18 protein-coding genes are annotated in these 18,666 nt (G+C 63.1%); 9 read left to right on the top strand and 9 right to left on the bottom strand.

The window, feature by feature from the left end:
* Together NKI70_RS13965 and NKI70_RS13960 are read right to left on the bottom strand one after the other, a co-directional pair.
* A complete protein-coding gene (locus tag NKI70_RS13965) occupies positions 1 to 423 on the bottom strand; it encodes a hypothetical protein (protein WP_352588224.1) in 423 nt (140 codons plus the stop codon).
* A complete protein-coding gene (locus NKI70_RS13960; protein ID WP_352588227.1) occupies positions 423 to 1,676 on the bottom strand; it encodes a sarcosine oxidase subunit beta in 1,254 nt (417 codons plus the stop codon). The genes NKI70_RS13965 and NKI70_RS13960 overlap by 1 nt, the downstream gene beginning before the upstream one ends.
* A 206-nt stretch (positions 1,677 to 1,882) precedes the next feature.
* Here NKI70_RS13960 and NKI70_RS13955 point away from each other — a divergent pair, with 206 nt between their 5' ends.
* On the top strand, positions 1,883 to 2,251 hold the full coding sequence (locus NKI70_RS13955; protein WP_352698532.1) for a YrdB family protein: 369 nt from the start codon (positions 1,883 to 1,885) through the stop codon (positions 2,249 to 2,251).
* Between the two features lie 46 nt (positions 2,252 to 2,297).
* On the opposite strand, the gene NKI70_RS13950 is transcribed toward NKI70_RS13955, so the two are convergent.
* Entirely contained in the window at positions 2,298 to 3,077 is a 780-nt protein-coding gene (locus NKI70_RS13950; RefSeq protein ID WP_352633704.1) for a hypothetical protein, read from the bottom strand.
* Positions 3,078 to 3,234: 157 nt separating this feature from the next.
* Between NKI70_RS13950 and NKI70_RS13945 the strand changes: the two genes are divergently transcribed.
* From NKI70_RS13945 to NKI70_RS13925, 5 genes are all read left to right on the top strand, one after another.
* Positions 3,235 to 3,993, top strand: a complete 759-nt coding sequence (locus NKI70_RS13945; RefSeq protein ID WP_352698528.1) for an SDR family oxidoreductase — start codon at positions 3,235 to 3,237, stop codon at positions 3,991 to 3,993.
* Positions 3,994 to 4,122: 129 nt separating this feature from the next.
* On the top strand, positions 4,123 to 4,509 hold the full coding sequence (locus NKI70_RS13940; RefSeq protein ID WP_352454023.1) for an SET domain-containing protein: 387 nt from the start codon (positions 4,123 to 4,125) through the stop codon (positions 4,507 to 4,509).
* 265 nt (positions 4,510 to 4,774) lie between these two features.
* Positions 4,775 to 5,047 carry a 30S ribosomal protein S21 gene (gene rpsU / locus NKI70_RS13935; protein ID WP_023675331.1) on the top strand — a complete coding sequence of 91 codons (273 nt, stop codon included), beginning with the start codon at positions 4,775 to 4,777 and terminating at the stop codon, positions 5,045 to 5,047.
* Positions 5,048 to 5,208: 161 nt separating this feature from the next.
* A complete protein-coding gene (locus tag NKI70_RS13930; RefSeq protein WP_352454022.1) occupies positions 5,209 to 6,054 on the top strand; it encodes a tetratricopeptide repeat protein in 846 nt (281 codons plus the stop codon).
* Between the two features lie 136 nt (positions 6,055 to 6,190).
* Positions 6,191 to 6,664: a DUF992 domain-containing protein gene (locus NKI70_RS13925; protein WP_023675329.1), complete on the top strand. Its 474-nt coding sequence runs from the start codon at positions 6,191 to 6,193 to the stop codon at positions 6,662 to 6,664.
* 147 nt (positions 6,665 to 6,811) lie between these two features.
* Here NKI70_RS13925 and NKI70_RS13920 read toward each other — a convergent pair whose 3' ends face one another.
* The 3 genes from NKI70_RS13920 to NKI70_RS13910 are packed head-to-tail and all read right to left on the bottom strand — an operon-like array spanning position 6,812 to position 10,238.
* Entirely contained in the window at positions 6,812 to 7,990 is a 1,179-nt protein-coding gene (locus tag NKI70_RS13920) for an ABC transporter permease (RefSeq protein WP_352682564.1), read from the bottom strand.
* Positions 7,991 to 8,027: 37 nt separating this feature from the next.
* On the bottom strand, positions 8,028 to 8,771 hold the full coding sequence (locus NKI70_RS13915; RefSeq protein WP_352454020.1) for an ABC transporter ATP-binding protein: 744 nt from the start codon (positions 8,769 to 8,771) through the stop codon (positions 8,028 to 8,030).
* A 12-nt stretch (positions 8,772 to 8,783) separates the two neighbouring features.
* Positions 8,784 to 10,238: an efflux RND transporter periplasmic adaptor subunit gene (locus NKI70_RS13910; protein ID WP_352724667.1), complete on the bottom strand. Its 1,455-nt coding sequence runs from the start codon at positions 10,236 to 10,238 to the stop codon at positions 8,784 to 8,786.
* Positions 10,239 to 11,354: 1,116 nt separating this feature from the next.
* Here NKI70_RS13910 and NKI70_RS13905 point away from each other — a divergent pair.
* On the top strand, positions 11,355 to 12,806 hold the full coding sequence (locus NKI70_RS13905) for an MFS transporter (RefSeq protein ID WP_352698524.1): 1,452 nt from the start codon (positions 11,355 to 11,357) through the stop codon (positions 12,804 to 12,806).
* Here NKI70_RS13905 and coaBC read toward each other — a convergent pair.
* From coaBC to ubiE, 3 genes are all read right to left on the bottom strand, one after another.
* Positions 12,803 to 14,260, bottom strand: a complete 1,458-nt coding sequence (coaBC, locus tag NKI70_RS13900; protein ID WP_352677535.1) for a bifunctional phosphopantothenoylcysteine decarboxylase/phosphopantothenate--cysteine ligase CoaBC — start codon at positions 14,258 to 14,260, stop codon at positions 12,803 to 12,805. The two genes, NKI70_RS13905 and coaBC, sit on opposite strands and share 4 nt — an antisense overlap.
* Before the next feature lie 65 nt (positions 14,261 to 14,325).
* A complete protein-coding gene (ubiB, locus tag NKI70_RS13895) occupies positions 14,326 to 15,900 on the bottom strand; it encodes a 2-polyprenylphenol 6-hydroxylase (protein WP_352677537.1) in 1,575 nt (524 codons plus the stop codon).
* 64 nt (positions 15,901 to 15,964) lie between these two features.
* Entirely contained in the window at positions 15,965 to 16,741 is a 777-nt protein-coding gene (gene ubiE, locus NKI70_RS13890) for a bifunctional demethylmenaquinone methyltransferase/2-methoxy-6-polyprenyl-1,4-benzoquinol methylase UbiE (RefSeq protein ID WP_352698522.1), read from the bottom strand.
* Positions 16,742 to 16,908: 167 nt separating this feature from the next.
* Between ubiE and NKI70_RS13885 the strand changes: the two genes are divergently transcribed.
* Together NKI70_RS13885 and upp are read left to right on the top strand one after the other, a co-directional pair.
* Positions 16,909 to 17,883: an adenosine deaminase gene (locus NKI70_RS13885; protein ID WP_352698520.1), complete on the top strand. Its 975-nt coding sequence runs from the start codon at positions 16,909 to 16,911 to the stop codon at positions 17,881 to 17,883.
* A 128-nt stretch (positions 17,884 to 18,011) separates the two neighbouring features.
* The gene (gene upp, locus NKI70_RS13880) at positions 18,012 to 18,641 is read left to right on the top strand and encodes a uracil phosphoribosyltransferase (RefSeq protein WP_023675320.1); all 630 of its coding nucleotides are present in this window, start codon (positions 18,012 to 18,014) and stop codon (positions 18,639 to 18,641) included.
* Positions 18,642 to 18,666: the final 25 nt, after the last annotated feature.

Below are 18,666 nucleotides of genomic sequence, written 5' to 3'. Positions count from 1 at the left end.
CTACAGTTCGCCGTGGCCGACGCGAGCGCCGGCAGGTTGGTCGCAAAGCCTCTGGCCCATCGTCACGAAGGGCGCCACCAGCCGGATGCGCTCCTCGATGCTGGCTACCGGGCGGAAAAGGTCGCGATACGCCATATTGCCGACCGAAAGCGTCATCGGTTCGGTCGTCACGATGACGTAGCGCCGCTCGAATTTTTCGCCTTCCTCGAGATCGGCTGGCCGGTTCTCCATAAAGGTGACCACTCTCTGACCGGCGCTCCAGGCGCAGGCGAGTACACCCTCGTCGACGGAAAACGGCCAATCTGCTTCATTGCCGGCCCGGCTGATGGGCTGCAGGCGCACCTCCTCTGGCGTGGGGATATGGAACAGGCCTTGCTCGCCGGCGAGCATCAGCGGCATAGCGATGGCCATCTCGGTCATCATCAGTGCGCCACCGCTGCCGCCGCCGCCTCGTCGATGAGGCGGCCGGTGCGGAAGCGCTCGATGGTGAAGGGCGCGTTGATCGGGTGCGGATCGTCCCTGGCGATCGTATGGGCAAAGACATGGCCCGAACCCGGCGTCGCCTTGAAGCCGCCTGTGCCCCAGCCGCAATTGACATAGAGGCCGGGCACCGGCGTCTTGGCCAGGATCGGCGAACGGTCCGGCGTCACGTCGACGATGCCGCCCCATGAGCGCAGCATCTTCATGCGGGTGAAGATCGGGAACATCTCGCAGATGGCGTCGAGTGTGTGCTGGAGGATGTGCAGGCCGCCGGTCTGCGAATAGGAGACATACTGGTCGGTGCCGGCGCCGATGACCAGCTCGCCCTTGTCGGACTGTGAGATATAGGCATGCACCGTGTTCGACATCACCACGCAAGGCACCACCGGCTTGACCGGCTCCGATACCAGCGCCTGCAGCGGATAGCTTTCCAGCGGCATGCGCACGCCGGCCATGTTCATGATCACCGACGAATGCCCGGCGGCAACCACGCCGACCTTCCTGGCGCCGATGAAGCCGCGCGTCGTCTCGACACCGGTTACCGCGCCGTTCGGCGCCCGCTTGACGCCGGTGACCTCGCAATTCTGGATGATGTGGACGCCACGCGCCGAGGCGCCGCGCGCATAGCCCCAGGCGACCGCATCGTGGCGCGCCGTGCCGCCGCGGCGCTGCAGGGAGGCGCCCATAACCGGGTAGCGTGCATCGCGCGAAATGTTGAGCGGCGGGCAGAATTCCTTGGCCTGCTCCGGCGTCAGCCATTCATTGTCGATGCCGTTCAGCCGGTTGGCGTGGACGTGCCGCTTCAGCACCTGGATGTCATGGATGTTGTGGGCGAGCATCATGACGCCGCGCGGCGAATACATGACGTTGTAGTTGAGCTCCTGGCTGAGCCCGTCCCACAGCTTCAGCGCATGGTCGTAGATGCCGGCGCTCTCGTCGTAGAGATAGTTCGAGCGGATGATGGTGGTGTTGCGCCCGGTATTGCCGCCGCCGAGCCAGCCTTTTTCCAATACCGCGACGTTGGTGATGCCGTGCACGGTGGCGAGATAATAGGCGGTGGCCAGGCCGTGGCCGCCGGCGCCGACGATGATGACGTCGTACTCCTTCTTCGGCTCCGGCGAGGACCACTGTTCCTCCCAGCCTCTATGACCGCGCATGGCCTCGCGGGCGATGGCGAATACCGAGTATTTCTTCAACGTCGCAGGCCTCGCAAATGGCGGCAGGGCAGATCAGCCAGCCCCGGCGCGCGAGCTTGTATCACTAGCGAAACCGTGCTGCCAGCCTTGCACTGTTTGCGACGGCGCTTGCCGTTTTGCGCCGTGGTGAAAAAGCCGCATCCGGGCAGGTTGATGCAATTGCCTTCCACCGCTATCCGTCGCCTGACGATCGGAGGATTATGGCGGTGGCTAACGTCTGGTGGAATCTGACATTGCGCTTCTTGCTGGAGCTCGCCGCTTTGCTCGGCCTCGGCATGGCGGGCTGGAGCCTCTCAGCGGGCATGTGGCGCTGGATCCTTGCCGTGGCATTGCCGTTCGTTGCCGCCGCGCTCTGGGGAATCTTCGCGGTGCCGAACGATCCGAGCCGCTCGGGGCGGGCGCCGGTTCCGGTGCCGGGCGGTTTGCGGCTGGTGCTCGAACTCGTCATCCTGTTCGGCGGCGCTGCCGGATTCCACCTGGCCGGCTACACGACGGCCGGCATGGCCGTCGCCCTGCTGATCGCCGTCAGCTACGCATTTTCGCTCGATCGGCTCGGCTGGCTGCTTAGGCAATAGTGGCCTTGCACCGTTTGCGACGGCGCTTGCCGTTTGCGCCGTGCTTTCACTGGTCGCTGTTCTGAGCTTCGCTTTTCGTTGGGTCAGCCGGAGCACGCTTCACGATGCACGGCCCGATTGCATAGATCGATCGCAAATAACCCTCACGGCAATCGGCCGCGATTTTGCGAACTTCCGCGTCGTTCGACTGCTCCGCCATGGCAACGAAGCGCTCGACGATCACCTCGCGTGGCCTGATCGCCACTGCCGCCGCAAAGCGCCGCAAAACCGCATCCGGATGTTCGAGTAACCGTGGCAGGTCCTTGGAACTCGGCATGACATAGTGACCATAGGCGTCGACCAGTGTCGTGAAAGCTGAGTCCAGACGAAGCGCGGCGGCATTTTCCACCGCAAGCCTTAGCTGCCAGCGCTGTGCAAGGCAGATGAATTGGACGACCCTCCACCGAACGCCGGCATGTTCGTCATCCAGCCGCAGCATCACGCGGCCGAGAATGGTGCCGTCCGCAGGCGTGGTGCACCCTAGAAGCGCCTCGATCGCGTCGCACCGGATGCCCGAAGATTCGCTGTCGAGCAGATCGGCTATTTCCGCGACAACGCAATTCATCTTGTAGCTTGTTTTGGGACTGGCTTCGGCCACCAAGAAAGCGGCGGCGGCTTGGGTATGAAGGTTGCCGGACGTCAGCAGCGGCCGGAGATTTTCTATCGGAAAGCCTTTGCCAAATTCCGATTGAAGGGCGGACGTCAACTCGCTGTCGCCCTCGAAGCCGGGGGCCAACAACCTGCTCATTATGTCTTGGGGGGTCATTGGAATGGGTGGCGCGTCCACCCGCGAGTTTTGGATGACGATCCGTAGCCTGGTGGCAAGCGGACGTCAAGAAGGGCTGTCGAGGGCAGCGCAGGTATCGGGTGGCTCGCGCCGCCCCGATTTGCGACCAAGCATCCCGATTGCCGGCCAGAGCCGGCGCGAAAAAAGGATGCAGAAAATGTTCGCACTCACCAACAAGGTCGCCATCGTCACCGGCGCCAGTTCCGGGATCGGCCGCGCCACGGCAAAACTCTTTGCCGAGCAAGGCGCCAGGCTCGTCGTCGCCGCCCGCCGCCGGGCGGAACTCGATGCGCTGGTTGCCGAAATCGAAGACGCCGAGGGCACCGCCATTGCGCTTGCCGGCGACGTCCGCGACGAAGCCTACGCGAAAGTCCTGGTCGACCTGGCGGTCGAGAAATTCGGCGGGCTCGACATCGCCTTCAACAATGCCGGCTCGGTCGGTAAGATGGGGCCGGTTTCTGAGCTGTCGCTGGAGGGCTGGCGCGAGACGCTCGATACCAATCTGACCAGCGCCTTTCTCGGCGCGAAATACCAGGTGCCGGCGATGGTCGAACGCGGCGGCGGGTCGTTGATCTTCACCTCGACCTTCGTCGGCCACACGCTCGGCATGCCCGGCATGACCAGCTATGCCGCGAGCAAGGCCGGACTGATCGGATTGACGCAGGTGCTGGCCGCCGAATTTGGCGCCAAGGGCGTCCGGGTCAACGCGCTGCTGCCGGGCGGCACCGACACGCCTTCGGCGACATTCAACACACCTGAATCGCGGGCGTTCGTCGAAAACCTGCATGCCTTGAAGCGCGTCGCCGAGCCAGAGGAGATCGCCCGCTCGGCGCTTTACCTGGCTTCCGATGCATCGAGCTTCACCACCGGCACGGCACTGTTCGCCGACGGCGGTGTCTCGATCACCCGCACGTGAAGCGTTTCGCGGTTGGCGTCGGCCCGCCAGCCGCAATGTCAGCCCGCCAGCCGCAATGCCGGAAAAACCGGTCTTGCTTTTCCCGGCGATTTGACGATTCCGTCTTCGCCTCGAAGACGGATTGGAAACATGCTGCTGATCAGAACCTATATCGCCGCGAGCGCAATCGAAGGCGTCGGCGTGTTCGCCGCCGAGCCGATCCGGAAAGGGGCGCAGATCTGGCGGCTCGATCCGGACTTCGACCGGCTGATCCCGATGGAAAGATACGAGACGGCGCCGCCGCACCTCAAGGAATTGCTCGACAGATATGCCTATCCCAGTCCGGACCGGCCGGGCTTCATGGTCTATGAGGTCGACAATGGCCGCTTCATGAACCACGCCGACAAGCCGAACACCGACTTTTCGCAATATGGCGGGGCCACCGCAACCCGCGACATCGCCGCCGGCGAGGAGATAACCTGCGACTACGGCGAGTTCTTCGAGGGTTTCGAGCAGCTCCACCTGGCCACCGCGTAGCGGCGCCTATCTGGCCCGAGGCGAATTTTGTTCTTGCTTTGTGCCGGCAGCTATGCTACTAAACTCGATATGGTGCTGATTCACACCAACGACCCCCGCCGAGGCGGGTTTTTCGTTTCGGGATCGGCACCGCCTCTCAATCGGCTGTGGACAGCGCCCCTTGATTCTGCTATCAGCCGCCCCAATTCGTGGTGTAACGCGCCGCGGAGGCTTGCGGCTATGGCCGCTTGCCTGTTGATTTCAAACCCGAAAGACAGGATTGCACGTGCAGGTACTCGTCCGCGACAACAATGTTGATCAGGCGCTTCGCGCGCTCAAGAAAAAGATGCAGCGCGAAGGCATCTTCCGCGAAATGAAGATGCGCGGACATTACGAGAAGCCCTCCGAGAAGCGCGCCCGTGAAAAGGCGGAAGCCGTGCGCCGCGCCCGCAAGCTGGCCCGCAAGCGCGCCCAGCGTGAAGGCCTGCTGCCGATGACGCCGCGTCCGGTCGCGGCCGGTGCTGCCGGTGCCGGTGCTCCGCGTCCGCCGCGGTTCTGACGTCAATTTTTCGTCCTTTTCCAAGGATATCCAAGGTGGCGCGATGCGGAATCGCCGCCACCTTTTTGTTGTGAGTTCGACCCGGTCCGAGAGGACCGGTTGGGAGAGATGCCGGTTCGGAGGGGGAACGGACCAGACGGCGCAGTAAGGACAGGGCAGACATGGACGCAATCACCGTAGAGCGCAGAACCGCGTGGCGCGGCCTCGCCCTGACGGCAGCCCTGCTTTCCGGGATGGCGCTTGCCAGCTGCCAGAGCGTTCCGACCGGCGAGTTCAACAACATCGACAAGGCGCAAGCCTCGACCGAGAACATCTCCTCACTGTCGGCGGTGATCCAGCGCAACCCCCAGGATCCGGAAGCCTACAATGTGCGCGGCTCGGCCTATGGCCGCGGCGGCCAGTACCAGGCGGCGCTCAAGGACTTCAACACCGCCATCCAGCTCAATCCGAATTTCTACCAGGCCTATTCCAACCGGGCGCTCATCCAGCGCTTCCTCGGCGATCAGGCAAGCGCGCTTGCCGACTACAACCGCTCGATCCAGATCAATTCCAACTATGACGCCGCCTATATCGGCCGCGGCAATCTCTACCGCAGGGCGGGCCGGGTCCAGGAAGCCTTCAACGATTTCCAGAAGGCCATCCAGCTCGACACGACCGATGCGCGCGCCTATCACAATCGCGGCCTGATCTACCAGAGTCAGGGCCAGCACGCCTTTGCCATCGAGGATTTCTCGACCGCCATTTCGCTGGCGCCGGATGCCTCCGAGCCTTACAACGGGCGCGGCCTCTCCTACCTTGCCATGAACGACGAGGACAATGCCTTCGCCGACTTCAACATGGCCATCAAGCTCGACGGCAAGAATGCCGAGGCCTGGTCCAACCAGGCATTGATCTACGAGCGGCGCGGCGACAAGGTCAGGGCCGCGAAATCCTACCGCGAAGCCGTGCACCTCAATCCGACCTACCAGCCGGCCAAGGACGGCCTGGCCCGCACCAGTGCCGGCTGAGCGGCCGGTTAATCGGGCCTCCGTTTCCGCACTCCGACAACCCTGCGTTTAGCTTCGCCTTGCTGGCGCCAAGTTTTCGGCGGAACGCTCGGCGTGCTCAGCCGTTTGTACAAGGCAATTTCGAAAGGACCCTGCCATGATCAAGAAACTCGCTTGTGCCGCTGCTCTCGCCACGACCGTCGTTGCCGCTCCCGCCAGCGCCAGCAAGCTCCAGCTCGGCGTGCTCGACTGCACCATCGACGGCGGCACGGCCTATCTCGTCACCTCCAACAAGGGTGTTTCCTGTGTCTTTCGTCCGCATCGTGGCGGCCCCTCTGAAGTCTATACAGGGGTGATTTCCAAGCTCGGCGTCGATGTCGGCCGGACGCATCAGGGCCAGCTGGTATGGGCGGTTCTGGCGGCGACCCGCAACCACGATGAAGGCGACCTTGCCGGCAGCTATTATGGCGTGAACGCCGAGGCCAGCGTGGTCACCGGTGGCGGCGCCAATCTCCTGGTCGGCGGCCTCGACAGCGCCTTTTCGCTGCAGCCGCTCAGTGTCCAGGCACAGACCGGCGTCAACCTGGCGGTCGCCGTCACCTCGCTGGACCTGATCCACTCGTTCAAATAACGGCCTCTGGCAAATACGGCCCGTGGCCTTTCATCATGCGCCGGGATAGGACGGTTCCGCGCCGCGTAGTCGCCGGCGCGTGGCAGCCTTTTGATTGGGCGCCTTGCGGCTTCGAAATTGACCGATGATCGCGCGGTGGCGCCAAACTCATTCTGCGCGCAGCGCTTCGATCGGCTGTAGGCTTGCGGCCTTGCGGGCGGGATAGTAGCCGAAAAAGACGCCTACAGCCGCGGCAAAGCCGATAGCCAGCAGGACGGCGCTGAGATCGATGATCACCGGCCATTGAGCGATAGACCCAACGGCGATTGCAGCAACAATCCCAATACCAGCACCTAGAATACCCCCGAGCAGGGCAAGCGTTGCTGCCTCAACGAGAAACTGGGCAAGGATATCTCGCCGTCGCGCGCCCACCGCAAGCCGCAGTCCGATCTCGCGGACCCGCTCCGTCACCGTCGCCAGCATGATGTTCATGATGCCGATCCCGCCCACGACCAGCGAAATTGAGGCCACCGCCGAAAGCAGCAGCGACACCACGCGTGTGGTCGAACCTTCGACATTCGCAGCTTCGGCGAGGTTGCTCACCATGAAGCTGTCTTCCTGACCTGTCCGCAACCGGTGACGCTGCCACAGGAGTTGGCGGATCGCTGCCATCGTGCCCTCGGCCGAGGTCCAATCGGCGAACTTGACGGTGATGTTGTGTACGAAGGTCGGATTGGCACGGCTCGTGCCAATGAACTGACGTCGCGCCGTCCTCAGCGGCACAAGTGCCACATCGTCCTGATCATCGCCCCACACGCTCTGGCCCTTCCGCTCCAGCAGTCCGATCACCGTGAACGGCACGTCGCGGATGCGGATCGCGGCCCCCAGCGGATCGGCTTTTCCGAACAACTTCTCCCGCATCGTCGTTCCGAGGAGCACCACGTTGGCGACGCGGTTGTTGTCCTCCGGGGTCATCTCCTGCCCGGCAATAACCCGCCACTCGCGCGCTGAGAAATATTCCGGCGTCACGCCGCGAAGCACGCCTTGCCAATTGGCGGAGCCGATCGTGAACTGCTCGCGGGCGTAGAGGAGTGGCGCCGCCACCACGACGCCGGGGATTTCCATTCCGATCGCCGCCGCGTCCTCTTCACTCAGCCGCGGCGCGCCACCGGCCCCAAGGCGGACGCTGCCCATCTTCGCACTGCCCGGACTGACGCTGATGAGGTTGGCGCCGAGGCTGCGGATCTGCGCGGTGATCCGTTCGCGCGCACCAACCCCGATCGCGATCATCACCACGACAGCGGCCACACCGATGATGATGCCCAACATGGTGAGCGCGCTGCGCATATGATGGGAGCGTAATGATCGCAGGGCGGTTCTTGTGCTACCGGACATTGTTGTACGCCAGCGCTAGACGGCGAGTGTCATCCAAAGGTCGGACCTGCTGTATGACAGGGGTGTCTGACAGAACGCGGCCGTCTCGAAAGGCTACAATGCGATCCGTATGGGCAGCTATCTCAGCCTCATGGGTGACCAGCACAATGGTCAGGCCCTCTCCATTGAGTCGGCGGAAAATTGCCATGATCTCCAGCCCTGTCTGGCTGTCGAGCGCACCAGTGGGTTCATCGGCCAGTAGAAGTAAAGGCTCCGTCACCAGGGCGCGGGCAATGGCAACGCGCTGCTGTTGTCCGCCCGAGAGTTCGGCAGGAGTATGTCTGGCCCGATCGGCGAGCCCTACCTTGGCCAGCATCGCCAGCGCTGCGCGCCGCCGCTCACCAGCCCACATGCGGCGATAGACAAGCGGCAGTTCCACGTTTTCTAGTGCGCTGGCCCGCGGCAGCAGATTGAACGACTGAAACACGAAACCGATGTTCCTATTGCGGATCGCAGCGAGTTCATCGTGATGGAGTCCACCGACGTCTACCCCGTTCAGCCGATAACGGCCTTCACTCGGACTGTCGAGGCAGCCCAGTATGTTCATGAAGGTAGACTTGCCCGATCCTGAAGATCCGATCACCGCGACGAATTCGCCTCGTTGAATCGTCATGCTCACCCCTTCGAGCGCCCACACCGGCTCTCCGCCAACACGGTAGCAATGGCGCAGCCGGTCGACGTCAATCAGAGCCATGGATACCTGACCTCACCACAACCGGAACTTGACCAGGACGGAAGACGCGTCTTCGTCCCGACGCGGAGCAGTGGCAAGCCCCGTAATGACCTGCTGCCCCTCAGTCAGGTCGCCTGCCAGCACCTCTGTTGCACGACCGTCGGTGATTCCAAGCCGGAGCGAGACAAGCTTCGGCTCGCGGTCTGGCCCAAATACAAATACCTCGCCCGGGCTTCCCGCCTCTACGCCCGTTTCGGCAATGGCCGGCGCGGTTGGTCGCGCCTCGTCCCCGGTATCGCTCGGCGGCCGAAAACGCAGGGCCGCATTGGGCACTTTCAAGACTCCCTGTCGCTTGGCCATTACCACGCTCAGATTGGCGGTCATGCCGGGCAACAGCAGCTCATCGGAATTTTGCGTACCGACCACCACTATGTATGTGACGACGTTTTGAACGACCTGCGGTGCCTTGCGTATCTGTTTTACCGTGCCGGTGAAAATTCGGTCGGGATAGGCATCGGCGGTGAAAGTAACCGGCTGCCCAAGCGCAAAACGGCTAATGTCGGCTTCCACCACGGAAGCTTCCACCTGCATCTCAGTCAGGTCTTGAGCTATGGTGAACAGTATCGGGGTCTGCAGGCTAGCCGCCAGGGTCTGACCGCCACTGACGGCGCGATTGACCACCGTGCCGGTGACCGGCGCGCGTACATAGGTGCGGTCAAGATCAATTTGGGCCTGCTGAAGCACCGCTTCCTTCTGCTTCACCTGGGCAAGCGTGTTGGCGAGTTCCGCTTCTGCCATGTTGAGTGTCGCCTTGGCGGCTCGAACGACTGCCGATTGCGACAGTTCCTCGGCCTGGGCGGCAGTCGCCTGCGCCTTGGCAGAATTGTGTGCGGTATTCTCCCGCTCCCATTCTCCCACCGCGATGATCTTCTGTTTAGCCAGGGAACGTTTGCGGTTCACTTCCTGCGCCGCACCATCGAGCGCGATTTCGGCGCGTGTAGTCTGTGCGGCTGCAGAATCATATCTGGCCTCGGCGGTCTCCATCTCTGCCCTGGCCCGCTCGATCTGCGCCCGATGTACCGAAACCTGCGTTTGCGCCATCTCCCGTTCGGCAAGGGCTTGCGCTACTCTCGCTTCGTAAATCTCCGGCTCAACCCGGGCTATCACCTGGCCTTTGGTGACCTTGGAGTTGAAGTCGACATAGAGGTCCTTCACCCGACCCGAGAGCTGAGAACCGACTTCCACCATAACTAGCGCGTTCAGCGTGCCAGCCGCCTGCACCGTTGTGACGATATCGCCGCGCTCCACGGCTTGCGTGCGATAGGCGGGGGTATCGGGCCGGATGGAGGACGGCTCGAGGAGAGCTGAGAGCTGATTGAAGGCCGACAAAACCTGGCCGGAAGTCACCGATGGTGTCGGTCCCATGGAACTCCCGGGCGTTACCGCCGCGCCGAGGATTACCGTAACGAACAAAACGCTGCGCATCATGTTCTGACCACCTCTGAGCCGGAAGGGAAAGGTAGTCCCTTCCAGCTCTTTAATCTGCACTTGGCAGTGCCGCAGAGGAATTCTACAAAACTATAGAATAAACCCGTCAACAGCCAAATACATAGATGTTTATTCTAAAATTTCGGATATTACTACTTGCAGTGGCCGGGATTACCCTCGCAGGCCGTCTCGGTCTTGTTGCCAATGTTGCCTTGGCCTTCAGCCGTATCCTGCGTTGCCGTGCCGAACGCATTGCCATTCACATCCTTCGTGGTCTCATTGCACACGCAGTCCGGAACCGACCCCGTCTTTGTACAGGAGGCCACGCCAGCGGTGCCGCAGAAGTCCGTGCACTGTGTCTGCGATACGCCGGGACAGGTCTGCGCTAGCGCTCCGCCTGTTCCAAGCAACAGTGCCCCACCCATGAAAGCCGCAGCCGCGGCCACCTTTAAACCACTACATCCAATAATCATGTTTTCCTCCGATTTTGCCAGAGCTAGAGTGTGCTGCGCAGGCCATCTCTGGCACTGGTCGGCAGCATGAGGGCGCAACAAAGCCCTCGATTCGGCTCGATCGATTATGCTGTGGGGGATGCGGAAGTTATGAGGCCGCCAGCAACGGCTTTAAGCCGCCGGGCCTCCCAAGACTCTTTCGGGTGACAAGACTCTTTCGGATGAAGGGCCCTCTGCGGCGCACAGAATCGCCGCAATACTTGGCCTGCGCAAATCGGCAGCGCCCATTGTCGTGCTCCAGTACGACTGTAAGCGGGAATATTTCTTCTTGCTAATATATTAACCATATTTGCGGAAGCTGGCAACCAGTATCTGGGATATACGTCGGTTGAGGTGCTGCTAAATCGATTGGTAGAACGGCGTGAACATCGCAATCGGCGTCAACCAGTATGAGTTGCGCCGCAGAGCGGGTTGATCGTGGAGCCGAGATGCACGATCACCCTGGCTTCCCGCCTACATCATCATCTCAGCACACCGGAAAAACCGCTTGAACTCAACTGCGGTTGAGGTTTTACAAGCCGTCCCCGAAGCGCCGCGTGCCCATTTGGAGACGAAGAGCGCTCCAATATTTTAGACCAGCGTCTAGGGAAGCTCGGGGGACTGGATGACCAAAACAAGCACAAACGGGGTCGATTGGCGCGCGCTGTGGGCGAGCGGCGATCTGGCGCGCTTCTGCTTCATCAGCCTCGGCATTCTGCTGCACGCCACCAACGAAACCATGGTAGCAACGGTCATGCCGGCCATGGTCGGCGAACTTGCCGGCGTGCAACTGGTCGGCTGGTCGCTGGCGATCTACGAGCTCGGCGCCATCGTTGCCGGTGCGGCCGCCGGACGGCTGGTGAGCTATGTCGCGCTGCGTACCAACATGATGGTCGCCGCAATGCTCTATGCCGCCGGCGCGCTGGTCTGCGCCACCGCGCCTTCGATGCCGCTGTTCCTCTGCGGCCGCCTGATCGAAGGGCTCGGTGGCGGCGCGCTGGTGTCGCTGGCCTTCGTCTCGGTCGAGCGGCTGTTTGCCCGCGCGATCTGGCCGCAGCTTTTCGGCGTCATGTCGGCGATCTGGGGTGTCGCCGCCTTCAGCGGGCCGGTGCTCGGCGCGGTCATGACCGAATTCTCGTCCTGGCGCTGGGCCTTCGGCGTCTTCACCCTCGGCGGCACGGCCATGGCGCTGGCAAGCTTCCTCGTGCTCGATACGCCTGAAGCAACGAGGCAGGCGAAGGGCGGCTCGGCGCCGCCCTTCCCCTTTGCGGCACTTGGCTGCCTCGCCGGCAGCGTCGTGCTGATTGCCACTGCCGGCGTCGACATCGCCCTGCTGCGCTCGTCGCTGCTACTCACCCTCGGCCTGATCGGCCTGGCGCTGTTTATCTATATCGACGCACTGAAGCCGCGCTCGCGCCTGTTCCCGTCGCGGCTGTTCTCATGGCGCTCGCCGGTCGGCGCGGGCATGACCATGGTCGCGGCGTTTTCGGTGGCGACCTGCTCGTTCGCGGTCTACGGACCACTGCTTCTGACCAGCCTGCACGGCATTCCGATCCTGACCACCGGCTACATCATCGCCGCCGAATCGATCGCCTGGTCGGTCCTGTCGATCCTCGTCGCCAATGCGCCACCGGAGCGCGAGCGGCTGATCATCGTCGGCGGGGCGCTGATGATCGCCACGGGCGTCGCCGGTTTCGCCTATACGGTGCCGGCCGGCTCGATCCCGCTGATCCTGTTTTGTGCTTTGTTGCAAGGCGGCGGCTTCGGCATAGCCTGGCCGTTCGTCACGCGTGTCATCGTGGCATCGGCCAAGGAAGGCGAGCAGACGATCGCCTCGGCCGCCGTGCCGACCATGCAGCGCATCGGCTATGCCGTGGGTGCGGCACTGACCGGCATCGTCGCCAACGCCAGCGGCTTTTCCGAAGGCCTGAACCGCGAGGCCGCGGCGAATGTCGCCGCCTGGCTGTTCCTGGCGTTTATCCCGCTCGGAATCCTGGGATGCCTTGCCGCTTTGCGGATTTCGGGGGCGCCGCCAGCGAAGCTGCCAATCTCCCCCCTCGTGGGGGAGATTGACTAGACGACGACCGTCTTCAGCCGCTCGGCGATCAGTGCCGCGAGCCGCGTCGCCACCTCGTCTTTGCTCATCTCCGGCCATTCCTCGACGCCGGCCTTCGAGACGATCCGCACCTTGTTGCGGTCGCCGCCCATCACGCCCGGGGAACCATCTTCATGCGAGACATCATTGGCGACGATAAGATCGGCACCCTTTCTTGCGAGCTTGGCCTCGGCATTCCTGACCAGATCCTGCGTCTCCGCAGCGAAACCGACCACCAGCATCGGCCGCTTTTTGTGATGCCCGACACCGGCAAGAATATCGGGATTTTCCACCATCTGCAGCGCCGGTGGCCCCTCGCCCGCCACCTTCTTGATCTTTTCCCCGGCCGAACTTTGTGTGCGCCAGTCGGCGACAGCCGCGACGAACACTGCCGCGTCGGCCGGCAGCAGCTGCTCGACCGCGTCCTTCATCTCGACGGCCGTTTCGACGTGCAGCGTGGCGACGCCGGCCGGATCGGCAATGCCGACCGGGCCGGAGACGAGACGCACGTCGGCGCCGAGCCTGGCCAGCGCCGCCGCGATGGCGTGGCCCTGCTTGCCCGACGAGCGGTTGGCGATGTAGCGGACAGGATCGATCGCTTCATGCGTCGGTCCGGAAGTGACGATGATCTTCCTGCCCGTCAGCGGCTTTGGCCGGCTGTCGAGCAGCGCCTCGATCGCGGCGACGATCTCCACCGGCTCGGCCATGCGGCCCTCGCCCACCTCGTTGCTCTCGGCCATCTCGCCCTTCGCCGGGCCGACGAATGCGACGCCGTCCTTGCTCAGCGTCGCGCGGTTGCGGCGGACCGCCGGATGCGCCCACATTTTCGGGTTCATCGCCGGCGCCATCAAAACTCGCTTGTCGGTGGCGATGAGCACGGTCGAGGCAAGGTCGTTGGCGTGGCCATTGGCGAGCTTTGCCATCAGGTCGGCGGTGGCCGGCGCCACGACCAAAAGGTCGGCCTCGCGCGACAGCCGGATGTGGCCGATGTCGTGCTCGTCCTGCCGGTCGAAGAGTTCGGTAGAGACGTGGTCGGCTGACAGTGCCCCGGCCGACAGCGTGGTGACGAATTCCTGCGCCGCAGCCGTCATCACCACGCGCACCGAAGCACCACGCTCGCGCAGCCGGCGGATCAGGTCGAGCGCCTTGTAGGCAGCGATGCCTCCGCCGATGATGAGCAGGATGCGCTTGCCGGAGAGGATGCCTCGCGGGCTGGAGACGGCGACCACCGGCGTTGCTGGACTCTGCGAACTCGTCAGTTCGCGCAGTGTTTTCTCGATCTGGTCGATGCGACCGGCCGAACCGAACTGACCTTCGACCGCTGCGCGGATCATCACCCGCGCCTGGTCTTCCATCGACCGGCCATTCTCCGCCGCCAGTCGGCGCAGCAGGTCCTTGACCTCGTCATCAAGGTTGCGGATCGTGATGCTGGCCATCTGATTGCACCTTGCCCGGAATTGCTGAGTGCAATGATAGCAATGCAATCACTTTGCAACAAGCGCTAGAATATACGCCAGGCGATGTATACCAGCGTCAATGCGATCAGCCACAGCGCCAGCCGGCCGGAGCGGGTGTAGCGCGCCTCGGCCTTGCCGATGGCGCGCGCGGTCCTTTCGTCGAAACGCAGGCCGTTTTCGGCCATCAGGTCGATTTCGCGCGACAGCCGCTCGGTGCGGGCGGCGAGGTCCGGTGCCTGGCGGGCCAGCGCCAGCAGCGCGGTGGCGCCGTCGCGCACGTCGGCCAGCAAGGCGCGCGGGCCGAGATTGCGGGCAATCCAGCCGCTGACCACCGGTTCCGACGTCTTCCACATGTTGAAGGCCGGGTCGAGCGTGCGGGCGACGCCCTCGACAACCACCATGGTTTTCTGCAGCAGCACCAGTTCGGATCGCGTCGCCATGTCGAAGAGGTCGGTCACTTCGAATAGAAGCGTCAGCAGCTTGGCCATCGAGATGGTCTCGGCCGGCTGGCCGTGGATCGGTTCGCCGATCGCCCGGATCGCCTGGGCGAAGGCCGCGACATTGTGCTGGCGCGGCACGTAGCCGGCCTCGAAATGCACTTCGGCGACGCGCTGATAATCGCGCGTGATGAAGCCGTAGAGGATTTCTGCGAGGAACCGGCGCTCCTTCCTGCCGAGCCGGCCGGCAATGCCGAGATCGACGGCGACGATGGTGCCGTCGGCCTCGATGAAGAGGTTCCCCGGATGCATGTCGGCATGGAAGAAGCCGTCGCGCAGCGTATGGCGCAGGAACGACTGAACGAGATTGGCGGCGATCGCCTTCAGATCGTGGCCGGCGGCGGTCAGGCCGGCAATATCGTTCATCTTGATGCCGTCGACCCATTCCATGGTCAGCACGTCACGGCCGGTGCGCTCCCAGTCGACCGAGGGCACGCGAAAGCCGGGATCGTCCTTGGTGTTTTCGCCGAGCTCCGAAAAAGCAGCCGCCTCCAGCCTCAAATCCATTTCGATCTTGGTGGTCTGGGCCAGTGTCTCGGTCACCTCGACCGGCCGCAGCCGGCGCGACGACGGGATGTATTTTTCCTGTAGCCGGGCGGCGAGGAAATAGCTCTCGAGATCGCGAAAGAAGCGGCGGCGCACGCCCGGCCGGATGACCTTCACCGCCACTCGCCTAACGACGCCGTCCTGCAGCGTTTCGGCGGTATGGACCTGGGCGATCGAGGCGGCGGCGACGGCCTCGCCGAAACTGACATAGAGCTCGTCGATCTTGCGTCCGAGCGAGGCTTCTATCGCTGCAACGGCCTCGGCCTTCGCAAACGTCTGCATCTTGTCCTGCAGCATGGCGAGATCGAGCGCTATGTCGTTGCCGACGACGTCCGGCCGTGTCGCCAGGAACTGGCCGAGCTTGACGTAGGATGGGCCGAGCCGCACGACCGCCTTGGCCAGCCTGTCGCCGCGCTCATAGGCAAGCGCGCGACGGCGGGTGAACAGCCGGGCCATGCGCCAGCCGAATTTCGGCAAGCCGAAGAGCTCGTCACCGGGCAAAGCCGCGATGACACCCTCGCGGACCAGCACCCAGCCGGCCCGTACGAGCCTGAAACCAGCGCCGATGCTGCTCATGGCTGGCTTTGCCCTGCCGGTTTCCTGAACTGGCGCAAGGCACGTCGGAAAATGCGGGCCAGCCTCAAAGCTTCCAGCCCGAATGAAGCGCGGCGATGCCGCCGGAATAATTGCGGAATGAGGCGCGCTCGAAGCCTGCGCGCGAAATCATCGCCGCGAAATTCTGCTGATTGGGAAACTTGCGGATCGATTCGACCAGATAGGAATAGGGCTCGTCATCGCCGGTCACCACCTTGCCGATCCGCGGAATGGCGTTGAACGACCATGCTTCATAGACCTTGTCGAGCAGCGGCATCTCGACCTCGGAGAATTCAAGGCAGAGAAAGCGCCCGCCAGGCTTCAGCACGCGATAGGCTTCGGCAAGCGCCACATCGATGCGCGGCACGTTGCGGATGCCGAAAGCGATGGTGTAGGCGTCGAAAGTAGCGTCGGCAAAAGGCAGTTCCTCGGCATTGGCTTCGACGAAATCGGTATTTGCCGACAGGCCTTTTTTCTCGGCCCGGTCGCGGCCGACGGCGAGCATCGAGCCGTTGATATCGAGAACCGTTGCATGAGAGTGCCTGCCGCTCGCCTCGACGATGCGGAAGGCGACGTCGCCGGTGCCGCCGGCAACGTCGAGAACGCTCCAGCCCGGCCGCTTCGGTGGATTGAGCCAGGCGACCATGGCGTCCTTCCACAACCGATGCAAGCCGGCCGACATCAGGTCGTTCATCAGGTCGTAGCGGTTCGCCACCTTGTGGAAAACATCATTGACCAGGGACTGCTTGTCGCCTGGCCCTACCCGCTTGAAACCATAGGAGGTTTCCATGCCGCCCGCAGCAGTGGTTCTTTCAACCGACATCGTTTTGATCCGCCATAAAATCGGCGGGACCATAGCCGATCGATGGTGCGGGCGCTATTGTTTAAGGCGCGGTGTTCGGCCGCGCTTCGAAGCAGGTTCCGGAAAAGTGTCACACGGTTTTCCGACAGGAACTTGCGTCATAAGAAAAAGCCTGACGGGATAATTGAATGCCTTTGAAAGCAGAACTGCACTGCCACATCGAAGGGGCAGCGGCGCCTGAACTCGTCCTCCGCCAGGCTGAGAAATACGGCAAGGATGCCTCGCCCTACATCCAGGACGGCTCCTTCGTCTGGCACGACTTCACCTCTTTCCTCGCCGCCTACGACTTCTCGTCGGACCTGTTCCGCACCGAAGAAGACTATGCGCGGCTGGCCGATCATTACCTGACCAGCCTCGCCCGCGACGGCGCCATCTATTCCGAGGTTTTCACCTCGCCCGACCATGCCAGCAAGGCCGGGCTGTCGCCGAAGGCCTATACCGACGCGCTCGGCGAAGGCATGGCCCGCGCCAAGGCGAAGACCGGCATTGAAGGCCGCATGATCGTCACCGGCGTGCGCAATTTCGGTGTCGAATCGATCGAGCGAGCGGCGCGTTTCGCCGCGCGCTGCGGGCATCCGCTGGTCACCGGTTTCGGCGTCGCCGGCGACGAGCGGATAGGCGACCTGGAAGATTATGTCAGGGCCTTCGAGATCGCCCGCGAGGCCGGCCTCGGCATCACCGTCCATGCCGGCGAATTGATGGGCTGGGAGAGCGTCGAGGCGGCACTCGACCACATCCGCCCGTCTCGCATCGGCCATGGCGTGCGCGCCATCGAGAACCCCGAGCTTGTGCGGCGCATCGCCGACGAAGGCGTCGTGCTCGAATGCTGCCCTGGCTCCAACATCGCCCTGAAAATCTTCGACAGCTTCGCCGACCATCCCTTCCCCGCCTTGCGGGCAGCGGGCTGCAAGGTGACGCTCAACTCCGATGACCCACCCTATTTCTGGACCTCGCTGAAACGCGAATACGACATCGCTGCCGAGCATTTTGCGATGGACGACAAGGCGCTCACCGCCGTCACCAGGACGGCCATCGAGGCAGCCTTCGTCGACAGGAAGACCAGGGCGGCGCTGCTGGGCAGGCTCGGCGCCAAGGGCAGGTGAATGGTGAATGGTTCACCCGGCGCTTTGGTCCGTCAACCGCGAGTTTTTCCGCGCAACCAAGGACTCGCAAACCAGTTCACTATTCACTATTCACCATTCACCATTCATTTGCGCAGTTGGAGAACACCATGAAGGGCGTCACCGTCGTCGACCATCCGCTTGTCCAGCACAAGCTGACCATCATGCGCAAGAAGGAAACCTCGACGGCCGGCTTCCGGCGGCTGCTGCGCGAGATCTCGCTGCTGCTCGGCTACGAGGTCACCCGCAACCTGGAACTGACGACGACGACCATCGAGACGCCGATCGAAACGATGGAGGCGCCGACGCTGGAGGGCAAAAAACTGGTCTTCGCCTCGGTGCTGCGCGCCGGCAACGGCTTGCTCGAAGGCCTGCTCGATCTGGTGCCGGCGGCGCGTGTCGCCCATATCGGCCTCTATCGCGACCATGAGACGCTGGAAGCGGTCGAGTATTTCTTCAAGGCGCCAGGCGACCTCGCCGACCGGCTGGTGATCGTCGTCGATCCGATGCTGGCGACCGCCAATTCGGCGATCGCGGCGATCGACAAGCTGAAAGGCCGCGGTGCCACCAACATCCGCTTCCTCTGCCTGCTGGCGGCACCAGAGGGCCTCGAGCGGTTTACCCAGGCGCATCCCGATGTTCCGGTCTTCACCGCTTCCATCGACCGCCAGCTCAACGAAAAGGGCTACATCATGCCGGGTCTCGGCGATGCCGGCGACCGCATGTACGGCACCAAATAGACCCGCTTACCGATTGTTTACGCAA

Origin of the sequence: Mesorhizobium sp. M0500, from assembly GCF_040321165.1 — a bacterium.
In the GTDB taxonomy this organism is placed as follows: domain Bacteria; phylum Pseudomonadota; class Alphaproteobacteria; order Rhizobiales; family Rhizobiaceae; genus Mesorhizobium.
Note: the sequence above shows the minus strand (reverse complement) of the source record. Positions and strands in the feature narration are given on the sequence as shown.

Excerpts from the sequence above, each read along its gene's own strand:
- NKI70_RS13885 (WP_352698520.1), top strand. The coding sequence starts at position 16,909 with ATGCCTTTGAAAGCAGAACTGCACTGCCACATCGAAGGGGCAGCGGCG.
- NKI70_RS13910 (WP_352724667.1), bottom strand. The coding sequence starts at position 10,238 with ATGATGCGCAGCGTTTTGTTCGTTACGGTAATCCTCGGCGCGGCGGTA.
- coaBC (WP_352677535.1), bottom strand. The coding sequence starts at position 14,260 with ATGGCCAGCATCACGATCCGCAACCTTGATGACGAGGTCAAGGACCTG.
- ubiB (WP_352677537.1), bottom strand. The coding sequence starts at position 15,900 with ATGAGCAGCATCGGCGCTGGTTTCAGGCTCGTACGGGCCGGCTGGGTG.
- NKI70_RS13915 (WP_352454020.1), bottom strand. The coding sequence starts at position 8,771 with ATGGCTCTGATTGACGTCGACCGGCTGCGCCATTGCTACCGTGTTGGC.
- NKI70_RS13965 (WP_352588224.1), bottom strand. The coding sequence starts at position 423 with ATGATGACCGAGATGGCCATCGCTATGCCGCTGATGCTCGCCGGCGAG.
- upp (WP_023675320.1), top strand. The coding sequence starts at position 18,012 with ATGAAGGGCGTCACCGTCGTCGACCATCCGCTTGTCCAGCACAAGCTG.
- NKI70_RS13940 (WP_352454023.1), top strand. The coding sequence starts at position 4,123 with ATGCTGCTGATCAGAACCTATATCGCCGCGAGCGCAATCGAAGGCGTC.
- ubiE (WP_352698522.1), bottom strand. The coding sequence starts at position 16,741 with ATGTCGGTTGAAAGAACCACTGCTGCGGGCGGCATGGAAACCTCCTAT.
- NKI70_RS13920 (WP_352682564.1), bottom strand. The coding sequence starts at position 7,990 with ATGCGCAGCGCGCTCACCATGTTGGGCATCATCATCGGTGTGGCCGCT.
- NKI70_RS13930 (WP_352454022.1), top strand. The coding sequence starts at position 5,209 with ATGGACGCAATCACCGTAGAGCGCAGAACCGCGTGGCGCGGCCTCGCC.
- NKI70_RS13905 (WP_352698524.1), top strand. The coding sequence starts at position 11,355 with ATGACCAAAACAAGCACAAACGGGGTCGATTGGCGCGCGCTGTGGGCG.
- NKI70_RS13925 (WP_023675329.1), top strand. The coding sequence starts at position 6,191 with ATGATCAAGAAACTCGCTTGTGCCGCTGCTCTCGCCACGACCGTCGTT.
- NKI70_RS13945 (WP_352698528.1), top strand. The coding sequence starts at position 3,235 with ATGTTCGCACTCACCAACAAGGTCGCCATCGTCACCGGCGCCAGTTCC.